Below are 16415 nucleotides of genomic sequence, written 5' to 3' on the forward strand. Positions count from 1 at the left end.
GCTATCGGCGGCTGTGGCCGGGGTAAATCTGCCGTATGTCCGTAGTGCTCCATCCATGCCGGACTCGTTGATTCCAAGTTGGTAGCAATGGGTCGAGCGTGGTGACCAGGCCCTCGCGTGAGCCCTAGTCTGCGCCAGTACATATGGCTGTTCTGATAATGGTCGAACCAGCCATTCAAGCCGGGCAATTGCCCTGGGGGGCTCATGCGTAGATCCAGAGGGCTGACTGCTGCCCTCGCCCTGTCACTGGCCGGTACCGGCACCGCGATAGGCCTGGTGCTGATACCCGAGGCGTCGGCCATCACGCAGCCGGTGGCCTTCACCGCCGACAGCCTGCCGACGTGGCAGCCCAACGGCATCGTCTGGGCGATGGCCGAGGCCAACGGCACCGTCTTCGCGGGCGGCACCTTCTCGGCCGTCCGCCCGCCCACCGGCGCGGCCGGCACCGAGCAGGAAGCCGTGAACTTCGTCGCGCTCGACGCGGCGACCGGCGCCCCCACCTCCTGCAAGCTCTCCTTCACCATCGGCGAGGGCAGCGCGACCGTGCGCGCGCTCACCGTCTCGAAGGACAAGAAGACCCTCTACGCGGGCGGCTACTTCGGCGCCGTCAACGGAACCCCGGTCTCCAGCGTCGCCGCCATCGACATCGCGACCTGCACCCCCAAGGCCTCGTTCAAGCCGAAGTTCCCGGCCACCGTGCGCGCGCTCACCGCCGGCGACACGACCCTGTACGCGGCAGGGGACTTCAGCACCGTCGAGGGCGCGGCCCGCGAGCGGTTCGCCGCGGTCGACGCCACCTCCGGTGCGCTCAAGCCCTTCGTCGCCAACGCCGACGAGCCCGGCCGCGCGCTCCAGCTCAGCAACGACGGCAAGGACATCCTGCTGGGCGGTGACTTCTTCACCGTCAACGGCGCCCAGAGCCACGCGCTCGCCGTCGTGAACGCCACCACCGGCGCCGTGACCAAGACGTACGGCACCATCCCCTCGATGTCGGTCATCAAGTCCATCGCGGCCGACGCCACGGGCTACTACACCGGCGCCGAGGGCACGGGCGGCTTCGACGGCCGCGTCGCCCTCGCCACCGACTTCAGCGAGAAGTGGCGCGACCAGTGCCTGGGCGCGACCCAGTGGGTGCTGCCGTACGACGGAGTCCTCTACAGCTCCTCGCACGCGCACAACTGCTCCTCCGAGGGCCAGTTCCCCGACGGCAAGCGCCACTTCCTGCTGGCGCAGCTGACCGACTGGGGCAACGGCGGCCTCGACGCCCCCTCGGCCGTGGGCGGCTTCGTGCGCAGCCCGGCCAAGCTCGGCTGGCACCCCACCGCCAACGACGGCCTCGGCGAGGGCATCGGCCCGCGCGTGATGGCCATCGCCCAGAAGGACACCACCAAGTACATGTGGGTCGGCGGTGAGTTCACCCTCATCAACGGCAAGGCCCAGCAGGCCCTGACCCGCTTCGCCTCCACCGGCGACGTCGGCGCCCCGACCACCCCGGTCTCCAGCGTCTCCAGCGTCAAGCCCGGCGAGGTCCAGGTCCGCTGGCGCGCCAGCTACGACGCGGACGACGACAAGCTGACCTACCGCATCTACCGCAACGGCTCCGCGACCCCGATCGCCACCGTCAGCGCGAACTCCCTGGAGTGGCTGCGCCGGCAGGCCTCCTGGACGGACACCACGGTCCAGCCCGGCGCGTCCTACAGCTACCGGGTCACCGCGACCGACGCGGCGGGCAACACCAGCGCCCTGTCGGCCACCACCTCGGTCTCGGTCCCGACCACGGTCACCGCGTACCCCAACCAGGTCCGCGAGGACGGTGCCAACCTGTACTGGCGCTACGACGACGTCGTCAGCCCGTACGTGGCCGACTCCTCGGTCTCCGGCAACACCAGCGGCATCCAGCTCAACGCCCCGGCGCTGCGCCAGACGCCGGGTGCGATCACCGGCGCCAGCACGGCCATGGGCTTCAACGGCACCAGCCAGCAGGTGTACAGCGACCACCGTCAGACGGTCGGCAGCAGCTACACGCTGGAGACCTGGTTCAAGACGAACACCCTGCGCGGCGGCAAGCTGCTCGGTTTCGGCACCAACCAGGACCGCAACAGCAACCTGTACGACAAGCACCTCTACATGACCAACACCGGCCGGATCTTCTTCGGGGTCAACTCCGGCGGGACGAAGACCATCTCCACCGGCCTGCTGGACACGTACAACGACAACAAGTGGCACCACGTCGTCGCCACCCAGGGTCCCGGCGGCATGGCGCTCTACGTGGACGGCCAGTCCAAGGGCACTCTGAACGTCACCGGCTCCCAGCAGATCGAGGGCTACTGGCACGTCGGCGCCGACAACCTCGCCGGCTGGCCCTCCCGGCCGACCAGCAACTTCTTCGCCGGCCAGATCGACGAGACGGCCGTCTACCCGAAGGTGCTGACCGAGGCCCAGGTCAAGAACCACTACAACCTGGCCAAGGCCGTCACGGACACGGTCTCCAAGGTCACCGCGACCGAGGACACCTACATCAACCAGGGCGCCCCCAGCACCGCCTACGGCGCGTCCGCCTCGCTGGCCGTCCGCGGCACCTCGGCCTACGAGACGTACCTGCGCTTCGACATCCCGGCCGCCCCGGCCGGCACGGTGCTGAAGTCCGCGTCCCTCCAGGTCAAGACCACCACCGTGGCGGGTGCCGGCACCACCGACACCGTCTCCGTGGTCCCGGTCACCGGTACCTGGAGCGGTGCGGGCACGACCTTCAACAGCAAGCCCACCCTGGGCACCACCCCGCTCGGCTCCTTCGCGGGCGTGCCGGACGGGTCGGCGGTCCAGAGCACGCCGCTGAGCACCACCGCGCTCTCCGCGGTGCTGGGCACCAGCTACACCCTGGGACTGACGAGCACGGGTACCAACCCGCTGTGGATCTGGTCCTCGGAGTCCACGGCCGTGGACGCCAAGCCGCAGCTGACCCTCACCTTCGGCGCGAAGTAGCCGCTTGACGGAGTGCGGGGCCGGGCCGTTCCGACGGCCCGGCCCCGCACACCCATCTCATACGTACGGGAGCCACCTCATGTACCGACGCTCCGCGGCGGCCGCCGTCCTGCTGGCCGCCGCCCTGACGCTGACGTCCTGCAGTTCGGGCGGCGACGGCAAGGCCGAAGCCTCGGCCGCCTCGCCCAAGCCGCCGGCCGCCTCGCCGGTCGCGGACCCGGCCGACGCCACGGACACCCCGGCGCCGCCCCCGGCGGACGCGAAGCCGACGGGTCCCGTCCTGCCGGACACGAAGCTCGTCCCGAAGACGGGCAGCTTCACCGCGCCGGAGAAGCAGTACCTGAGCGGCCGGGTCCCGGAGAAGATGGACCCGGCGGCCGTCCTGCAGGGCGGCCAGGAGGCCTGTCAGCGGGTGGAGCGCACGGCGAAGCGGGACAAGGACGCGGCGGTCGGCGCCCTCGTGGCCGGGGAGATCCCGGGCGCGAAGGACGCGATCACCTTCCTGTGCCCGGAGCAGAGGCCGGTCCTCGACGCGGCGGCGAAGGGCTTCCCGGACGGCACGAAGGAGTCCCCGGCGGCGGGCACCTACCGCGCCCTGACCCAGAGCACGACGTGCGCCTGGGAGGCCAAGGGCAAGGACGGCACCGCCCTCGCCTCGGGCCCGGAGACCCCGCTGAAGCCGGGCGACAAGGTCACCGCCAAGATCCCGGCGGGCACGGCCCAGTTCGTCTCGAACGGCTGCTACGCCTGGGTGCCTGCCGCCTGACGCGCCCTCGCGCGGCGAACGCCCCCGCCCCCGTTGCCCGCCTCCGGGCAGCGGGGGCGTTTCCGTTCCCGCATCGGGGGCATCCGCGCCTCCACACGGCGGGGCTGCACCCCGTCCACGATGGTGGAGGCGAATTCAATGAGGGGCATCAGCGGTTGCATAGGCCTGATCGTGGTGGGGGCCATCCTCACCTTCGCGAGCGACTGGCAGCTGCAGAGCGTGAACCTCGACCTGGTCGGGGTCATCATGATGGTCGCGGGCAGCATCGGCATCGCGGTCTACGCGAGCGTCCTCAAGCGCCGCCGCGTCGGCGCCCTCCCGGTGGTCGACGAAACCCGCCGCGGGCTCTGACCCGGTCACGGAGCCGCACGGAGCGCGCCCGCCGCACGGAGCGCCCGCCGGACGCGCGGGCAACGGTCCGGAACAGACCGCTGAACAGCGCCTTCGGCGATATCAAGTCGCCCCGGACGGGTCACGCGGACACCATGGACCCATGACGCCGACAGAAGCCGCAGCGATCGCCCTACAGGACCGTGTCGCCCTCTGGAGCGTCGGAGAAGTCAGCGGGAGCGACGTCGTCAGCGCCGCCTGCGCCGCACTGGTCGCCGGACTCGACACCCCGGGGCTCCGAGTCCTCGCCGCCCGTACGCGCGCCGAGGCGGACTACGACGTCCACGACCTGCTCCCCGCGGCTCTCCACGAACTCGGCCTCGTCTTCTACCCGCTCGACGGCGAGGCCGGGCGTGAAGCCGCGGTCCCGGCACTCGCGCGCCGCATGCTCGCCGGTGAGCTGACGCCCCGGGAGTTCACGTCCCGGATCCACCGGCGCTACGGCCACGGGCTGCCCCTGGCCGAGCGGCTCGCCGAGCTCGACGACGAGTACGACAGCATCGAGTTCGGCGGCAGACCGGTGGAGCAGGTCGTCGCGGAGATCCTGGCCGAAGCACGCCGCCTCGCAGCGGCGTGACGGGCCCGCGCCGTACCGGTGCGGGCCCGTGCCCTCAGCGGGAGATGCCCTCGTACACCGGCAGCAGCGCGTCCAGGACGGCGTCCATCGAGAAGGCGGACGCCGCCAGTTCGCGGGCGGCCTTCGAGGACGTGGCGTTCTCGGTCGGGTCCAGGAGGGACAGGACCGCCTCCGCGACGCCCGCCGGGCCGGGGTCGACCGCTCGGCCCGCGCCCGCGCGGGCGATGTCGCGGGCCAGGCCGTTGGAGTGGGTGACCACCGACGGGACGCCCACCGCGAGGGCTTCCAGGACCGACATCGGGAACGGTTCGTCCACCGACGGCAGTACGTAGACGTGGGCGCGGCGCAGCTCCGCCAGGACCTCCGTGCCCGACAGGGCGCCCGCGACCGTGAAGCGGGAGGAGAGGCCGAGGGCGCTCACCCGGGCGCGGACCGCAGCGAGTTCGCCCTCGTCCGGGCCGGCCACCACGAACTCCGCGTCCGGGTGCGCCGCCAGGACGGCCGGAGCGGCGTCCACGAAGTCCACCGGGCGCTTGCGCGCCTGCAGGCGGGCCGAGTAGAGGATCCGCGGGGGCCCGGACAGGGCGGGGCGCCCCTCCTGGGGCGGGGTGCCGTTGACCAGGCGGACGGCGTTGGGGAGCGGCGCCCCGACCACCGCTTCGAGGTCCTCGCGCTCGTGCGGGGTGAGGTACAGGAGCGCGTCGGCGGCGCGCAGCAGGCGGCGTACCGCCAGCGCGTCCAGCACCTTGGCCAGCAGTCTCCCGCTCGGGTCGACCATGCCGTGGGTCTGCAGGACCAGTGGTGTGCCCGCCCGCAGCGCCGCCAGGGCGACGGGCAGGGTGACCAGGTCCCGCGCCAGGTGGACGTGGACCAGGTCGGCGCCCCGCACCAGGCGGCCCGCGGAGGCGAGCAGGGCCGGCGAGGTCATCCCGCTGAAGCCGAGGGGGAGCAGCCGACGGGCCGGGAAGAGCTTCGCGGGGATGCCCTCCACCGAGGTCGGCCAGGGGTCGGGGAAGCCCTCGCCGAGCGCCAGCAGACTCGCCTCGTGCCCGCGGGCCCGCAGCCCCCCGGCCAGGTTCAGCGCGACCCGTACCGGCCCGCCGAAGGCATGCGTGGGGGAGTGCAGGGTGACGGCGTGCAGGACTCTCACTTCGGCTCCTCGACCGGGCGGCGGCGCCCGTCCTGGGTCTGCAAGGTCAGTGCGGGGAGGTCCTGGTGGACCACGGATCCCGCGCCGGCGACCGCGCAGCGGCCGATGGTCACGCCGGCCAGCACGGTGGCCCGTACCGCCACCCACGCGCCGTCCCCGACGGTGATCGGGGCGTTGCGGTAGCGGAAATCGGCGGCCCGGTGGTCGTGCGAGCCGGTGCACAGCAGCGCCTCCTGCGAGACGCAGGCGTGCGCGCCGATCGTCACCGGCTCCAGGTTCAGCACCCAGGCGCCCTCGCCGATCCACGCGTGGTCGCCCACCGTCAGCTTCCAGGGCCACAGCACCCGCACCCGGTGGCGGATCAGCACCCCTTCGCCGATCCGGGCCCCGAAGGCGCGCAGCAGCGCGACCCGCAGCCGGGCGGGACACAGCCAGCTCATGAACAGCGTGTTCATCACGGCGAACCAGAGCGCCTGCGTCAGCCGCCCGCGCCCCTTGTCGTATCCGGCCAGCGTGAAGGCAGGAAGATCACGCACAGGCACCCCTCGCAGTCCGGCCCCCGACGGCGCCTTCGAAGGCGCCTCCCCGGGCGCCGAGCGCTCAGACTAGACTGCGGCCGGATCAGGCACAGGGGGTGGGGGCAAGCGTGGCGACCGACATACGCGAGACCGGCGCCAGGCCGGCGCCACCGCACCCCGGCGAAGAGAAGAGCTGGGGCAGGGTCACCACTCCGCGGACGCTGCTCTCCCGGGCGCTCTCCGTCCCGCTGGCCCTCGGGTTCACCGTCTTCCTGCCCCTCTTCGTCGCCGTCCAGCCCGGCGCCGGCCAGCACGACGCCGCCTTCTGGCTGCAGCTCCTGCTCGCCATGTACGCGGGCGCCCGGCTCTCGGCGATGGTCCTGACGAGCCAGCGCAAGCTGCTCCAGGGCTCCTTCTGGCTCTTCGTCTACATGGCCATGGGCGTGGCCCCCCTCGCGCAGGCCGTGCTCGGCCAGGTCCCGACGCCTGTGGTCGGCCCGCGCTCCGACCTCACCGCCGCCATCGGTCTGGTCCTGCTCGGCTGCGCCGCCTTCGACGTCGGCGTCCTGCTGGCCCGGCACCGGCCCGTCGGCCGCGCGGGCGGTTCGCAGAAGGAGCCGCGCCCGGTCATGGCGCACCGGCGGCGCCTCCACCTGCTGACCGCCTTGGCGTTCCTGGGCAGTGCGGCCCTGATCGTGAAGCTCGGCGGCCCGGCGGTGTTCTTCTCCAGCCGCCAGGAGATCATCGCGGGCATCGAGGAGGCGGGCGTCTCCCAGGACGGCCAGGCCGGCCAGGCCCTGCTGCGCGGCTTCGGAACGGTCCCCGCGCTGCTGGCCCTGCTGCTGTACACGCGCTGGCTGATCACCTCGAAGTTCGCCCGCCGCAAGGTCTCGACCATCGTCACCTGGTCGGCGCTCGTGGTCCTCAACCTGATCGTCAACAACCCGATCTCCAACCCGCGCTACTGGTTCCTCACGGTCATGTTCGCGCTGCTCTTCACCGTCTTCCCGGTGAGCGCCGCGATGTACCGGGTGGCGCTGTCCATGGCCGTGGTGATCGCCCTCCTCGTCTTCCCGTTCGCGGACCGCTTCCGCTACGACGAGAAGAACTACAAGCCGGTCGAGACGACCTCGTTCCTGGAGCCGATGGCGCTCAAGGACTACGACCAGATCGGCATGTTCGCGAACACCATCACCTTCTCGGAGTCCGGTCCCGGCCATTCCTACGGGCGCCAGCTCGCGGGATCCGTCTTCTTCGCGGTGCCCCGCTCGGTGTGGTCGGGCAAGCCGCGCGACACCGGCGTGATGGTCGGCCAGTGGATGGGCACGGTCAACACCAACCTCTCCTCGCCGATCTGGGCCGAGCTGTGGATCGACTTCGGCCCGCTGGGCATGGGCGCGGGGCTCCTGGGGATGGGGTACGCCTCCGCCCGCGTCGACCGGCGCTACGCGAAGCGCGCCCGGCGCAGCTCGCCGCCCGGCAGCCTGATCTCCACGGTGGTGCCGCTGGTCGCGGGGTACTCCTTCATCCTGCTGCGCGGGCCCCTGCTCCAGGCCTCGGGCCGGATCGCGATCGCGGGGATGTGCCTCGCGCTGGTGGCCACGTACCGGCAGGACAAGGCCACTTCCCTGCGCTGACCCGGGCCACGCATCTGCTCCACGAGCGACGCCGCACCTCAGGCCGCGCGCACCTGGTCCGCGGGCCCGGCGGGGTCGGGGGCGGGATCCGGCGCCGGGTCCGGCAGCCGGGCCACGCGCAGCCAGCCCGCCGCGGCCTTCGCGGCGGAGCCCAGGGCCAGCCCCCAGGCTGCCCCGGCCACGCCCCAGACGGCGTACCCGCCCAGCAGGAGCCCGACCGACAGCAGCGAGAAGACCACCTGGAGCGAGAGGGTCGCCTTCGGGTTCAGCACCCGCAGGCTCAGCAGCGCACAGGTGCCGAGCCCCATGACGGCGTACTGGGCGCCCGTAGCGGGCAGCAGCGCGGCCGCCGCCGCCCAGGTGTCGCCGAGCAGCTCGCGGCCCACCCGCTCCGGCAGGGCGTACAGCACGGCCCCCCACCCGGCGCCCGTCACCGCGAGCGCGCCGCCCAGCAGGGCGGTCAGCCGGACCACGCCCCGCTTCCCGGAGGCCCGGCCGACGACCGGCGGGCCGAAGGCGTTCGCGGAGTTGAACAGCACGTTCAGCGGCCCGAAGAGGGTGCTCGCACCGCGCAGCGCGCCGACCGCCAGCGGGGTCGCGAAGACGCCGAGCCCCAGGACGGCGAGCTGGCTGGAGCCGTTGCCCACGGCGAACTCGACCGCGAACCGCTGCCCCAGGTGCCCGCGCCGCAGGTACGGCCGTAGGTCGATGGCGCCGGAGCCGCCCCGCACCGAGGGCCGCAGCAGCCACAGGCCCAGCGCGAGCGCGGGCAGCGCGGAGACCCCCCACACCAGCACCAGCCGTCCCGCCGAGGCGCCCTCGGGCTGCAGCAGCAGTGCGGACACCACGCACGCGAGGCGCAGCACGTCCGCGGCCAGCGCGCGCCCGGGCAGCCGCAGGGCGGAGAAGCAGTAGCGCAGCCCGTCCTGCAGCAGCACCAGGGGCAGTACGAGCCCCAGCGCGAGGAACGCCCACCCGGTCGCCCCGGGCAACAGCAGTCCCAGGAGGGCCAGTACGGCTCCCACCACCGCCGAGGCGGCCCCGGTGAAGGCGAGGCCCGAGCGGCAGGCCGCGGCGAGGTGAGTTGGGTCCTTCTCCAGCACCAGCGTCTGGCCGACGTAGGCCATGTTCAGGCCGAGCAGCACGGAGAAGGCCACGTAGACCATCGAGAAGTCGGCGAAGCCGGCCGCCGAGGAGAGCCGGGCGGCCAGCACCAGGACCAGGATGTTCGTGGCACTGGACGCGGCCTGGTCCAGTACCGAGGCGACCGCGGCGAGGCCGCGCCGGCTCACCGCCGGCCCGTGCGGACCGTACGCAGGGCGACCGTGTCGGTGCCGTCACCCGGGATGTGCTGCGAGGCGTCGGCGGCGGCCACCTCGTACGGGATCGGCTGCGGCTCCCGCGAACGGGGCGAGGGCGGGGAAGGGCGCGTGGGCCGGGGCTCCTCGGCGGCGGGTCCGCCGCCCTTGGGGCTCCGGCCCAATCCGCGCTTCTTCTCGCCCGGCAGCGGCGCGTGCAGGACGGCGCCCAGCACCGTGCCGCCGGCCCCGCTGATCAGCTCGCGGATGCGGGAGAGGTCGGTGCGGCGCACCGCGCCGGGGTTGCAGACCACCAGGACGCCGTCGACGCGGTCGACGAGCGCGAGGGCGTCGGCGTACGAGAGCACGGGCGGGGCGAGCACCACGACGGTGGAGTTGGGGGAGTCGGCCTCGGAGATCAGCCGGGAGGCCCGCTGCGACGTCAGCGCGCGGGGCACGTTGCGCACCCGCTCGCCCGGGATCAGGTCGAAGCTGCCCGACTCCCCGGCGTCCACGAGGAGCTGGCGTCCGTCGGGCCACTCGGTGTCCCCGTGCTGCGCGCCGGCGCCGCCCTGCGACTGGCTCCAGCGCGGCCGGCCCGCCGCGTCGGTGGGCAGCTGGCTGGCCAGCACCGGGGTGCGCAGGTCGGCCTCGATGAGGAGCACGTCCTTGCCGGTCTCCGCGAAGGAGGCGGCCAGGTTCACCGCCACGGCGGCGGCGATCTCGCTGCTGCCGCGCGGGGCCACCACGAGGAGGCGGCGCCGGTCCGCGAAGCGGGAGTCGTAGGCGAGCCGGAAGGCCACCGAGCGGAACTCCTCGGCCAGCCGGGGGTCTTCCTCGCCCGCCGCGAGCAGCGGCCCGCCGTCGGCCTTGCCCCGCGGCAGGGAGCCCAGTACGGGCGCGCGCAGGGCCCGGGCGACGTCGCCCTCGGAGCGCGGAGCCGGGTCGAAGACGAGGCGCACCCAGGCGCCGAGGAGGCCCATGGCGAGACCCACGGCCGCGCCGAGCGCGAGCGACATGGGGAGTCCGGGGCCGTCGGCACCCTGCGGCGGGACGGCGGAGCTGGTGACCCGCCCCGGGGTCATGTCCAGGGCCTGGAGCTTGGCGATGTTGCCGTTGAGCGTGTTGATCTTGCTCTGCTGGTCGGTCTTGGAGGAGTACGCGGCGTCCCGCGCCGGACCGGCCGGCATGCCGGTGATCTGCTTGGAGAGGTCGTCGAGCTGCTTGGCCACCGGGTCGCGCTGGTCCTGGTAGCCCTTGACCATCTTGTCGCGGGTGACGTCGAGGGCCTCCTGCCGCTTGAGCAGGTAGGCCTCCGTCATCGCGTTGGCGCGCTTGGCGGCCTGGGCGGGGGTGGCGGCGGTGTAGGTGAAGCGCAGCACCATCGTCTGCGGCGGGTTGGTCACCTGCAGACCGGCGCGCAGGGCCGAGAAGTCGGCGGCCGAGACCCCGAGCTTCTTCGCGGCCTCGTTGGCTATGGAGCTGGAGAGCGCGACCTGCCGCTCCGAGCCGATGTTGATCGCCTTGTCGGGGGCGAGGCTCGGGTTGAACGGGTCGTCGGTGGGCGCGCGCAGCACGATGTCGGCGGTGGCCACGTAGGTGTCCGCCGTGGAGACGCCGAGGTAGACGCCGCCGAGCAGGCCGATGCCCACGCCCGCGACGATGAGCCGGCGGTAGCGCAGGAGCTGGCGGAACTGGTCCCGGAGCAGGTCCGGTTCGTCCTCGGCCGGAGCCGCTGCCGGTCGGTTCGTCTCGATCACGGCCGGGGACCCCCAAGTGCTTCGTCGATCAGTGCGTCGATGCGGGCCAGGCCCGCCTCACGGCTCAGGTGCGCCGCCACGTGGCGCGGCCCGGCCGCCCCCAGCGCGTCCGCGCCCGCGGGGTCCTCGGCCAGCGCCCGTACGGCCTTGAGCAGGGCCTCCGGGTTCTCCGGCGGTACGAGCACCCCGGCGCCCGAGCGTTCCACTTCCTGGGCGGTCCCGCCCAGCGCCGCGACGGAGGCGACGACGGGACGGCCGGCCTGGAAGTACGAGGTCAGCTTGGACGGCACGCTCATGTCCATCACGGCGGCGTGCTGCGTGACCGCGAGCACGTCCGCCGCGGCGAGGATATCCGGGAACTCTCCGTCCGCGGCAGGGGGGATGATGTCGAGATTGGGAACGTCGGCCGCCAGGTCGGCGAGGGCGGAGCGCTGGCTTCCGTCACCCATCAGGACGAAGCGGACGCTCGGGTCCAGCCGGGCGGCGCCGACGAGGACCTCCAGTCCCTGCTTGAGTCCCATGTTCCCGGAGTGCAGGACGACGGTCTGGCCGGGAGCCCACCCGAGGTGGTGGCGGGTCCGCCCGCGGGGCTTGGTGGGCAGCGCCACGTGGGACCAGTTCGGGACGAGCCGGATCCGCTCGGGGTGCACGCCCATGCCGACGACCCGGTCGACGAAGGTCTCGTGGATCACACCGACGAGGGTGGCCCGCTTCAGGGCGTAGGCCTCGACCCGGCCGGCGAACGCGGCGGCCTTGTCGCCGCCGCTGATCCCGCTCTGCGCGGCGGCGGCGCCCATCAGGTCCTGGACGACGGGGACGAAGGGGACCTTCCAGCGCGCCGCGAAGCGGGCGGCCAGCAGGCCGCCGGCCAGGCTGGGCATCTGCGCGAGGACCGCGTCCGGCTTCGGCATCCGGGGCGGGGCCACGGAGCCGTGCAGCAGAATCGATCCTTCAAAAAGGGCCCGGCGTACGGCGGTCTGACGCGGCGGCACGGTGTGCGCGCGCCGGTGCACGGTCACGCCCGCGCGCTGTTCCGTGCGCCGTAGCGCCCCCTTGTACTCCGGCTCGACGGACCAGGCCGGGTAGTGGGGCATGCCCGCCAGGACGTGTGTCTCGTGACCGAGACCGGCCCAGTGCTCCGCGATCTGGGTGGCGTACGGGCCGATGCCCGTGTGCTCGGGGGCGTAATTCGTGGAAACCAGCAGTAGTCGTCGCTGACCGGATTTCGACACTGGACGTCCCCCTCTCACCAGGATGATGCGCACGTCACCCTATTCGTTCACCGGCATCAGGGGGAACGTGCACGCTATTGTCTGCTAATCCGCCACACCGGGGTGTGCGGCTTCTGGGGGATAACACGTGACGGAGCAGGATATGTCCGAATTTGCCGAGCCTGGGCGTAGACCCCACCGAATCGGCTACGCGCCAGGTGCCTACGACCTCTTCCACATCGGACACCTCAACATCCTTCGGCACGCCCGGAGTCAGTGCGACCACTTGGTGGCCGGGGTCGTATCCGACGAAATGGTGGAACTCGCCAAGGGTCGCCGCCCCGTGATCCCGCTCGTCGAGCGGCTGGAGATCGTCCGCAGCGTGCAGTACGTGGACTCCGCTTTCGTCGAGACCGTTCCGGACAAGGTCGAAACGTGGAAGGAAGTCCGGTTCGACGTCATATTCAAGGGCGACGACTGGCGCGGCACCCCCAAGGGCGACCAGTTGGAAAAGGACTTCGCCGTGCACGGCGTCGAAGTCGTCTACTTCCCGTACACGGTCCACACGTCCAGCACCCAGCTGCGCCGGGCTCTGGACGTGCTGTCCGAGCCGCTCGCCACGGAACAGCGGGGCTGAGCGGCTCACCGGCCGGACATCCGGCCGGGCCGCCACGAGGCGGCGGGCCCCGGTCACCTGAATACGGCGCTGAGCTCCCGGAACCACTTCGCGAGGAACGCCACCAGGAACAGCGCGGCGACGACACCCGCCCCGGCGTACACCCAGCGGAACAGCCCGCTGCCGCCGAGGAACAGGAACACCAGGCAGAACACCCCGTAATCCACGGGCAGCAGCGCCACCGCGCGCAGGGTCGACGGCGCGGCCGCCGCGCTCCCCGGCGCCGGCTTCGGCTTGAGCTTCTCCGTCAGGAGCCCCCCGAAGAAGGTCACGACCGCGGCGAACTGGAAGCCCAGCGGCACCAGCAGCCAGCCGGCTCCGGCGGCTCCGTCCGCGCCGCCGCCGATCCCGTACTCCGCGGGGAAGCGGTAGAAGGCGATCAGCACGCAGGTGTGCAGCGAGGTCAGCTTCGCGCAGTCCACGACGTGGTCCAGCCACTCGCCCGCCGCGCTGCCGCCCCCGCGGAGCCGGGCGAGCTGCCCGTCGGCGGAATCGAAGGCGAAGCCGACCGCGAGCAGGGCCCACACCGCGACCCCCAGCCCCCACGAGGGAGAGACCAGGGCGACGGCGGCCGCGCCCGCGAAACTCAGGGCGGCGCTGATCAGCGTCACCTGGTTCGGGGTGAGCCCGAGCCCGTACGACCCGGCGGCCAGGTACCGTCCGACGGGCCGGTTGACGAACCGGGAGTACAGCGACACGCCCTTCGCCGATTTCTGCGCCCCGCGCAGCTCCCGCAGCGCGGTCCCGACACTCGCCATCGACACAACCCCTCGAACATCCGTATATGCGTGCGTGCGTACGAAGGGCACATCATCGCAGGGTGTCCGAGGGCTCCCGCTCCGGGTCCGCCGGACCCGGACCCGGACCCGACCCGGAGCCCCCGCCCCGGGCCCGGTCGCCCACCACCTTCAGCAGCAGCACCGCGCGGGCCGGGACGGTCACGCTCTCGCCCCCGCGGTGCACGGTGGCGGGAGCCGCCGCCTGGTCCTCCCGGGAGGTGTCCAGGACCAGTTCGTACGCCCGGCCCCACGGCGCCCCCGGCAGGACCCACGCCACCGGCCGGTCCTCGGCGTGCAGCAGTGCCAGGAAGCTGTCGTCCGTGACCTGCCGTCCGCGCTCGTCCCGGCCCGGGATGTCCTGCCCCGACAGGTACAGGCCCACCGACCCGGCCGGGGCGTACCAGTCCCGCTCGGTCATCTCCGCCCCCGCCGGCGTGAACCAGGCCAGGTCCCGCAGTCCGTCCGCGCCCTGCGAGCGCCCCGAGAAGAACGCCCGCCGCCGCAGCACCGGGTGGGCCCGGCGCAGCGCCAGCAGCCGCCGGGTCAGCGCCAGCAGCGCCTGCCAGGACGGGTCCTCCAGCAGGGACCAGTCCACCCAGCTCGTCCCGTTGTCCTGGCAGTACGCGTTGTTGTTGCCGCCCTGCGTCCGGCCGAACTCGTCGCCCGCCACCAGCATCGGCACCCCGGTCGACAGCAGCAGCGTGGTCAGGAGGTTCCGCAGCTGCCGCCGGCGCAGCGCCGCGATCCGCGGTTCCGTGCCCCCTTCCGGCTCGCCCTCCACCCCGCAGTTCCAGGACCGGTTGTCATTGGTTCCGTCCCGTCCCTCCTCGCCGTTCTCCTCGTTGTGCTTGGACTCGTACGAGACCAGGTCGCGCAGGGTGAAACCGTCGTGCGCGGTGATGAAGTTGACCGAGGCGTACGGCCGCCGCCCGCCCCACGCGTACAGGTCGCTCGACCCCGACAGCCGGTACCCGAGGTCACGTACGTCGGGCAGCGCGCCGCGCCAGAAGTCCCGTACGGCGTCCCGGTACCGGTCGTTCCACTCGGTCCACAGCGGTGGGAACGCCCCCACCTGGTACCCGCCCGAGCCCACGTCCCACGGCTCGGCGATCAGCTTCACCCGCCGCAGCACCGGATCCTGGGCGATCACCGCGAGGAACGGCGAGAGCATGTCCACGTCGTGCATCGAGCGGGCCAGCGCCGCCGCCAGGTCGAAGCGGAAGCCGTCCACCCCCATCTCCGTCACCCAGTACCGCAGCGAGTCGGTGATCAGGCGCAGCACGTGCGGCCGCCCGGCGTGCAGGGTGTTCCCGCAGCCCGTGTAGTCCGCGTACCGGCGCTGGTCCGACTGGAGCCGGTAGTACGCCCGGTTGTCGATCCCGCGCAGCGACAGCGTCGGGCCCAGCTCGCCGGCCTCCGCCGTGTGGTTGTAGACCACGTCGAGGATGACCTCGATGCCCGCGGCGTGCAGCGCCTTGACCATCCGCTTGAACTCGCCGACCTGCTGGCCGGCCGTACCGCTCGACGAGTAGGCCGCGTGCGGGGCGAAGTAGCCGACCGAGTTGTAGCCCCAGTAGTTGCGCAGGCCCCGCCGCAGCAGGTGGTCCTCGTGCGCGAACTGGTGGACCGGCAGCAGTTCCACCGCCGTCACCCCGAGCCCCGTCAGGTGCTCGATCGCCGCCGGGTGCGCGAGGCCGGCGTACGTGCCGCGCAGATGCTCGGGGATGCCCGGATGGCGCATCGTGAAGCCGCGCACGTGCAGCTCGTAGATGACGGAATCGGCCCACGGGGTCTTCGGCCGGACGTCGTCCGCCCAGTCGTCGTCATCGTGGACCACGACCCCCTTCGGGACGTGCGGGGCCGAGTCGCGGTCGTCGCGCACGGTGTCCGCGATGTACTGCTGGGGCCAGTCGCGGACGTGCCCGTACACCTCCGGAGGCAGCAGGAAGTCCCCGTCCACGGCCCGGGCGTACGGGTCCAGGAGCAGCTTCGCCGGATTGTGGCGGGCCCCCGTCCACGGGTCCCAGCGGCCGTGGACCCTGAATCCGTACCGCTGTCCGGGGCGGACGCCCGGGAGGAAGCCGTGCCAGATCTCGTGGGTCAGCTCCGTGAGCGCGCACCGGCTCTCGGAGCCGTCCTCCGCGAAGAGGCATACCTCAACGGCCTCCGCGCCCTGGGCCCACAGCGCGAAGTTGGTCCCGGCCGTCCCGTCCGGCCCCTGGTGGAACCGGGCCCCCAGCGGATGCGAGGAGCCGGGCCACACGGGCGGCCCGGGGAGGGCCCGCTCCCGCACCGCCGCCGCATGGCCCCTGACCTTGACGTTCAACGCTCCGTTCGACGTCCCGTTGCCGTTCCCGGTTCCGTTGCCGTTCCCGGTTCCGTTGGGGTGTCCGGTCCCGTCGGGGTGTCCGGTCCCGTTCGGATGCCCGGTCCCCGCGACGGCTTCCACCGCCTCTTGCTCGGCTGCGCTCGACACTGCCCGCCTCCACGGCTCTCGGTACCTGCGGGGGTGGGGGAAGTGCGGCCCCGGCGTCCCGGCCGGGGCCCGCCCCCGTCTGGTCCTTCCCACTGTTCTGCCCGGACTGTCCTGCCTGGAACGTGGGCCGCCCCCACGTTTCCCCCGGAGGGGCCCGGTCGTTGGAGGAACGTGACTCTTCTGACGAGGCGGGCA

Annotated in this window: 12 protein-coding genes and 1 pseudogene; 6 read left to right on the forward strand and 7 right to left on the reverse strand. The window is 72.7% G+C overall.

The genetic code is table 11. The features are described 5' to 3' along the window. The first annotated feature begins 204 nt into the window (after positions 1 to 204). The 4 genes from AC6CKD_RS04590 (at position 205) to AC6CKD_RS04605 (ending at position 4715) form a co-directional block, all read left to right on the forward strand. Positions 205 to 2982: a LamG-like jellyroll fold domain-containing protein gene (locus tag AC6CKD_RS04590; protein WP_498325254.1), complete on the forward strand. Its 2778-nt coding sequence runs from the start codon at positions 205 to 207 to the stop codon at positions 2980 to 2982. Between the two features lie 79 nt (positions 2983 to 3061). Beyond that, a complete protein-coding gene (locus tag AC6CKD_RS04595) occupies positions 3062 to 3748 on the forward strand; it encodes a hypothetical protein (protein WP_498325256.1) in 687 nt (228 codons plus the stop codon). A gap of 138 nt (positions 3749 to 3886) precedes the next feature. Then, on the forward strand, positions 3887 to 4099 hold the full coding sequence (locus tag AC6CKD_RS04600; protein WP_498325257.1) for a hypothetical protein: 213 nt from the start codon (positions 3887 to 3889) through the stop codon (positions 4097 to 4099). Positions 4100 to 4241: 142 nt separating this feature from the next. Beyond that, positions 4242 to 4715 (forward strand): hypothetical protein, encoded by a 474-nt coding sequence (locus AC6CKD_RS04605; RefSeq protein WP_498325259.1) that lies wholly within the window; start codon positions 4242 to 4244, stop codon positions 4713 to 4715. 34 nt (positions 4716 to 4749) lie between these two features. Here the strand turns inward: AC6CKD_RS04605 and AC6CKD_RS04610 are convergent, their stop codons facing one another. Both AC6CKD_RS04610 and AC6CKD_RS04615 read right to left on the reverse strand, forming a co-directional pair. Beyond that, a complete protein-coding gene (locus AC6CKD_RS04610) occupies positions 4750 to 5865 on the reverse strand; it encodes a glycosyltransferase (protein ID WP_498325261.1) in 1116 nt (371 codons plus the stop codon). Further along, positions 5862 to 6401 carry a WcaF family extracellular polysaccharide biosynthesis acetyltransferase gene (locus AC6CKD_RS04615; protein ID WP_498325262.1) on the reverse strand — a complete coding sequence of 180 codons (540 nt, stop codon included), beginning with the start codon at positions 6399 to 6401 and terminating at the stop codon, positions 5862 to 5864. Before AC6CKD_RS04615 ends, AC6CKD_RS04610 begins: the two co-directional genes overlap by 4 nt. Before the next feature lie 110 nt (positions 6402 to 6511). On the opposite strand from AC6CKD_RS04615, the gene AC6CKD_RS04620 reads away from it, so the two are divergent. Further along, the gene (locus AC6CKD_RS04620) at positions 6512 to 8020 is read left to right on the forward strand and encodes a hypothetical protein (protein ID WP_498325263.1); all 1509 of its coding nucleotides are present in this window, start codon (positions 6512 to 6514) and stop codon (positions 8018 to 8020) included. A gap of 38 nt (positions 8021 to 8058) precedes the next feature. On the opposite strand, the gene AC6CKD_RS04625 is transcribed toward AC6CKD_RS04620, so the two are convergent. The 3 genes from AC6CKD_RS04625 to AC6CKD_RS04635 are packed head-to-tail and all read right to left on the reverse strand — an operon-like array spanning position 8059 to position 12280. Further along, on the reverse strand, positions 8059 to 9312 hold the full coding sequence (locus tag AC6CKD_RS04625; protein ID WP_498325265.1) for an MATE family efflux transporter: 1254 nt from the start codon (positions 9310 to 9312) through the stop codon (positions 8059 to 8061). Then, positions 9309 to 11078, reverse strand: coding sequence for a tyrosine-protein kinase domain-containing protein (locus tag AC6CKD_RS04630; protein WP_498325267.1), 1770 nt, complete (start codon positions 11076 to 11078; stop codon positions 9309 to 9311). Before AC6CKD_RS04630 ends, AC6CKD_RS04625 begins: the two co-directional genes overlap by 4 nt. Further along, complete coding sequence (locus tag AC6CKD_RS04635) at positions 11075 to 12280, reverse strand: glycosyltransferase (protein WP_498325445.1); 1206 nt, start codon at positions 12278 to 12280, stop codon at positions 11075 to 11077. Before AC6CKD_RS04635 ends, AC6CKD_RS04630 begins: the two co-directional genes overlap by 4 nt. Positions 12281 to 12452: 172 nt before the next feature. Between AC6CKD_RS04635 and AC6CKD_RS04640 the strand changes: the two genes are divergently transcribed. Further along, positions 12453 to 12926: an FAD synthase family protein gene (locus tag AC6CKD_RS04640; RefSeq protein ID WP_498325268.1), complete on the forward strand. Its 474-nt coding sequence runs from the start codon at positions 12453 to 12455 to the stop codon at positions 12924 to 12926. A 53-nt stretch (positions 12927 to 12979) separates the two neighbouring features. On the opposite strand, the gene AC6CKD_RS04645 is transcribed toward AC6CKD_RS04640, so the two are convergent. Together AC6CKD_RS04645 and glgX are read right to left on the reverse strand one after the other, a co-directional pair. Then, positions 12980 to 13723: a CDP-alcohol phosphatidyltransferase family protein gene (locus AC6CKD_RS04645; protein ID WP_498325269.1), complete on the reverse strand. Its 744-nt coding sequence runs from the start codon at positions 13721 to 13723 to the stop codon at positions 12980 to 12982. Positions 13724 to 13862: 139 nt separating this feature from the next. After that, positions 13863 to 16220 (reverse strand): annotated as a pseudogene (gene glgX / locus AC6CKD_RS04650) (glycogen debranching protein GlgX); the annotation flags it as partial. Between the last annotated feature and the right edge of the window lie 195 nt (positions 16221 to 16415).

Source organism: Streptomyces sp. GQ60 (assembly GCF_059758875.1).